We start from the raw sequence: 4,153 nt of genomic DNA, 5'->3' as shown, positions 1-4,153 counted from the left end.
TTATACCCGCGCGTGCATGAATACTTCCGCGCCAGCAAGGTGCCTCTGCTGGCGGTGTGGGGTCGCGGCGACGAGATATTCGGTCCGGCCGGTGCGCAGGCTTTCGCCGATGACCTGCCCGACGCCGAAATCCATCTACTCGACGGCGGGCATTTCTTGCTGGAGTCGGCACTGGACGAGGTGACCGAGCTGATCCGCTCCTTCCTCGCCAAAGTGCATCCCGCCGCCTGACGACACACCGGGCAACGATATGGGTTGAACATCCCATAATCGGCGTGCAGGCGCGTTAACCTGACGCCATGGTTCATGCCGATCTGCACGACGACCGGCGCTTGACTACCAAGGGTCGCGCCACCCGCGACCGGATCGTGAAGGTCGCTGCCGAGCTGATACTGCGCGACGGCCTCTCGGCGTTGAACATGGACGCGCTGCGCAAGGCCGCGTCGGTAAGCGGCTCGCAACTCGCCCACTACTTCACCGACAAGCGGGCGCTGATCCGCGCGGTCGTCGCGCGCCAGATCAACGTGGTGCTGGACTTCCACCGTCAGCCCAGGCTTCAGGCGCTTGATACCTTCGACGACTTCGAGCGCTGGATCGATCTGAATATGCGCTACCTGCGACGCATCGGCTACTCCGGCACGCCCACCTACCACGCACTGGCCGGACAGCTCGGCAAGTCTGACAACGTAACACGCGAGACGTTGGCGGCGGGCTACGCGCAGTGGATCGAGCTGTTAGAGCAGGCGATTCAACGGATGAGGGATCACGGAGTCTTGGTCGCAGGCGCACACCCACGAAAGTTGGCTTTGGTCATAGTTTGCGCCCACCAAGGCGGCGGCACGTTGAGCTTCACCTATCGGGAAGAGTGGCCGCACGCCGACGCCGTGCGGTTCGCGGTCAACTACCTGCGCATGTTCGCCACCGACCCCGCCGAACGGGTCCCCCGCCCTCCGCGTCGTCCCCGCGGTCGACGCAAAACCGCCCAACCTGCCTAATCAGTGCCGAAGGGGGAGGCAACGTGTCCGACGACCCCGCATCGCGGTTCACCCGTAAGGGCCGCGCAACCCAGACGCGCATCGTTGACGCCGCTGCCCGGCTCATCTTCGAGCGTGGCGTTGCCGGGACCAGCGTCGACGAGGTGCGCAACACGGCGGCCGTCAGTGGCTCGCAGATCTCGCATTACTTCCATGACAAACGCGATCTCACCCGCAAGGTCATCGATGCACGCTGCGACGACGTCCGCAAGTTTCACAGTCAGCCACAGCTGGGCGGCCTAGACAACCTCGACGCGCTGCAAGCTTGGGCCGACGCCAACATTGCCGACATCAACGCCGTCTACCGCCAGGGTGGATGCGTTTACGGTTCGTTGGCAGGGGAGTTGGTCGAAGCCGACGCCGAAATCCATGGCGACCTCGCCGCCGGCTATGACCAATGGATTGAGCAATTTCGCGCCGGCCTTGTCGAAATGCGCCGCCGCGGCGATCTGCGTCCCGACGCCGACCCGCGACACCTCGCCGTCACACTGGTCGCGGCGCATCAGGGTGGCGCCATGGTCACCTACATCACCGACAGCCCAGAACCGCTGCGCGCAGCGGTGAATGCCGCAGTCGAATACGTACGCTCGTTCGCACCGACCCCGACCGCCCGCAAATCCCGAAACGCGCCCTCTCGGCGCAAGCCCAAGGGCTGATCGAAGCCCCTCTGACCGCTGGACATATATGGGTCAGCTGACCCATAATAATGGGCGAAGTATCCCAATGTGGCCGCTGAAGAAAGGCACGTCATGTCCGTCGCGGAGTCCGCACAGCCCGCACTGCCTACCGCGCCCGCCGTAGTGCGCGAACGACCCGGCGGAGAAACCATGCGGGCGATCGTGTTAGAGAAGTTCGGCGGACTCGACAGCCTGGTCTACACCGACATCCCCAAACCGCTACCCAAGGACGGCGAAGTCGTCATCAATGTCCGCGGGTTCGGCATCAACCACGCCGAGCTGCACATGCGTCGCGGGGAATGGGCCGAAGCCGCCGAAGTCAGCGGCATTGAATGCGTTGGCATCGTCGACTCGTGTCCGGGCGGAGAGTTTCCGGTCGGAGCCAAAGTGGCTGCGCTGATGGGCGGCCTCGGCCGAACCATCAACGGCAGCTACGCCGAATACACCCGGGTCCGCGCGGCGAACGTCGCCCTTATCAACTCCGAACTACCCTGGTCGCAGTTGGCTGCGCTGCCCGAGACCTTTGCTACCGCGTGGACATGCCTTTTCCGCAACCTCAAACTGTCCGCAGGACAAACCGTCGTAATACGCGGCGCGACTTCATCGTTCGGCCAGGCCGCGGTCAAGATGGCAGTCGCGTCCGGTGCCCGCGTGATTGCCACCGCCCGCAAGCGCGAGCGATTCGGCATGCTGGAGGCGCTCGGCGCCGCCCGGGTCGAGCTGGAGTCACGAACGCTGGCTGCCAGTATCGCGGAAGCCAAGCAGATCGATGCGGTCCTCGACTTGGTCGGCAACAGCACCATCATGGACTCGCTGGACATGCTTCGCCGCGACGGCACCGCGTGCCTGGCGGGCTGGCTTGGCGGCCTGGATCCGATCGGCGACTTCAACCCGCTGCTGCGCATGGCCAGCGGGGTGAATTGGTCCTTCTTTGGCAGCTTTGTGTTTGGTAGCCCGGGCTTCCCGCTGTCCGATGTGCCGCTGCAAGACATCGCAGCGCAGGTGGCCGCCGGCCAACTCGAAGCAGCCCCGGAACGGGTCTTCTCCTTCGACGAGATCCGCGAAGCGCACCGCGTGATGGAGGCCGGTGAGGCGGGCGGAAAAATGGTCGTCGTCGTGGACTGAACTCTAAAGGGGGGAATGGGGCGCCAATCGTAGTAGATGATGGAACGATGACTGCCGCTTCATCCGTCCTGGTGTTCGACGTGAACGAAACACTCATCGATATCGAATCCATGGAACCACTTTTCGAGCGGGTTTTCGGTGATCCACAGGCGGTGCGGGAGTGGTTCAATCAGCTCGTCATGTACTCGATGGCCGCAACGCTGTCGGGGCATTACGTCGACTATTTCTCCCTGGGGCAAGGGCTACTGCAGATGCTGGCCAGCACCCACCGCCTGGCCATCACCGACGACGACGTGCAGGCACTGAAGGACGGCATGCTGACCCTGCCGGCCCACCCCGACGTCGAAGATGGGCTGACAACGCTCCGCGACAACGGCTTTCGTTTAGTCACGCTGACGAACTCGCCCCCTAATCCGGCTGGGCCGAGCCCGTTGGAACATGCCGGATTGGCCCACTTTTTCGAGCGGACGCTCAGTGTCGAGGCGTGCCGCGCGTTTAAACCCGCGCCGACGGTATACCGGTACGTGTGCGAGGAACTCGCGGTAAACCCGGCGGATTGCATGATGGTCGCAGCCCACGTCTGGGACACCATCGGTGCGCAATCCGCGGGATTCAGCGGCGCGCTGATCACCCGCCCCGGTAATGCGCTGTTACCAATCCCCGAGTTGCCGCAGCCGGCGATCGTCGCCAATGATCTGCGCGATTTCGCCCAGCAACTCTGCGCGTAGCGAAGGCTTCGGCCAACCTCACAAACCGGGCGCACCAGACGTTTACCGGGTAGATAGCAATTCCGACGACCCACGGAGCAGCCCCATGTCTACCGCAACCGCCACGATTTCGACTCGCCACGTCATCGTCGACTCACCGATCGGGCCGTTGACGCTGGTGCGCGACGACACCGGCGTGACCGGGCTGTACTACCCCGGTCACTGGACCCGCCCGGACCGGAATTCGCTCGGGCCGCAGGTCGACTCAAACCAGGATCACGGCTTTGATGCGGCCATTGCCCAGCTGGCCGAGTACTTCGCCGGCGAGCGGCGGGAGTTCGACGTGCCGCTCAACCCGCGCGGCAGCGACCAGGCGCGGCAGGTCTGGCAGCTAATCGCCGAGATCCCGTACGGGCAAACCACCAGCTACGCAGGGCTGGCAGGCAGGATCGGTGGCGACCTCAGGCCCCGTGATATCGGTGGTTTCGTGGGCAACAACCCGCTGTCGATCCTCATCCCCTGCCATCGAGTGGTCGGATCCACCGGGAAACTCACCGGATACGCCGGTGGCCTGGATCGTAAGCGTCACTTGCTCGAACTGGAGAAGGCG

Annotated in this window: 6 protein-coding genes; all 6 read left to right on the top strand. The window is 64.1% G+C overall.

All coding sequences use genetic code 11. The annotated features are described in order from the left end of the window. A partial coding sequence (locus tag WAN71_RS15005) for an alpha/beta fold hydrolase (protein ID WP_422226088.1) occupies positions 1-231 on the top strand: 231 nt, incomplete at its 5' end. A 68-nt stretch (positions 232-299) separates the two neighbouring features. Then, a complete protein-coding gene (locus WAN71_RS15000) occupies positions 300-995 on the top strand; it encodes a TetR/AcrR family transcriptional regulator (protein ID WP_422226087.1) in 696 nt (231 codons plus the stop codon). A gap of 23 nt (positions 996-1,018) precedes the next feature. Further along, positions 1,019-1,690 (top strand): TetR/AcrR family transcriptional regulator, encoded by a 672-nt coding sequence (locus WAN71_RS14995; protein ID WP_422226086.1) that lies wholly within the window; start codon positions 1,019-1,021, stop codon positions 1,688-1,690. A gap of 93 nt (positions 1,691-1,783) precedes the next feature. Beyond that, on the top strand, positions 1,784-2,836 hold the full coding sequence (locus tag WAN71_RS14990; protein WP_422226089.1) for a zinc-binding alcohol dehydrogenase family protein: 1,053 nt from the start codon (positions 1,784-1,786) through the stop codon (positions 2,834-2,836). Between the two features lie 47 nt (positions 2,837-2,883). After that, positions 2,884-3,564 carry a haloacid dehalogenase type II gene (locus WAN71_RS14985; RefSeq protein ID WP_422226085.1) on the top strand — a complete coding sequence of 227 codons (681 nt, stop codon included), beginning with the start codon at positions 2,884-2,886 and terminating at the stop codon, positions 3,562-3,564. Positions 3,565-3,649: 85 nt separating this feature from the next. Further along, the coding region (locus tag WAN71_RS14980) for a methylated-DNA--[protein]-cysteine S-methyltransferase (protein ID WP_422226084.1) at positions 3,650-4,153 on the top strand (504 nt) is incomplete at its 3' end.

The sequence above is a fragment of the Mycobacterium sp. genome (genome assembly GCF_049280035.1).
In the GTDB taxonomy this organism is placed as follows: domain Bacteria; phylum Actinomycetota; class Actinomycetes; order Mycobacteriales; family Mycobacteriaceae; genus Mycobacterium.
The sequence above is the reverse complement of the archived record's forward strand: the minus strand, read 5'-3'. Positions and strand labels throughout refer to the sequence as shown.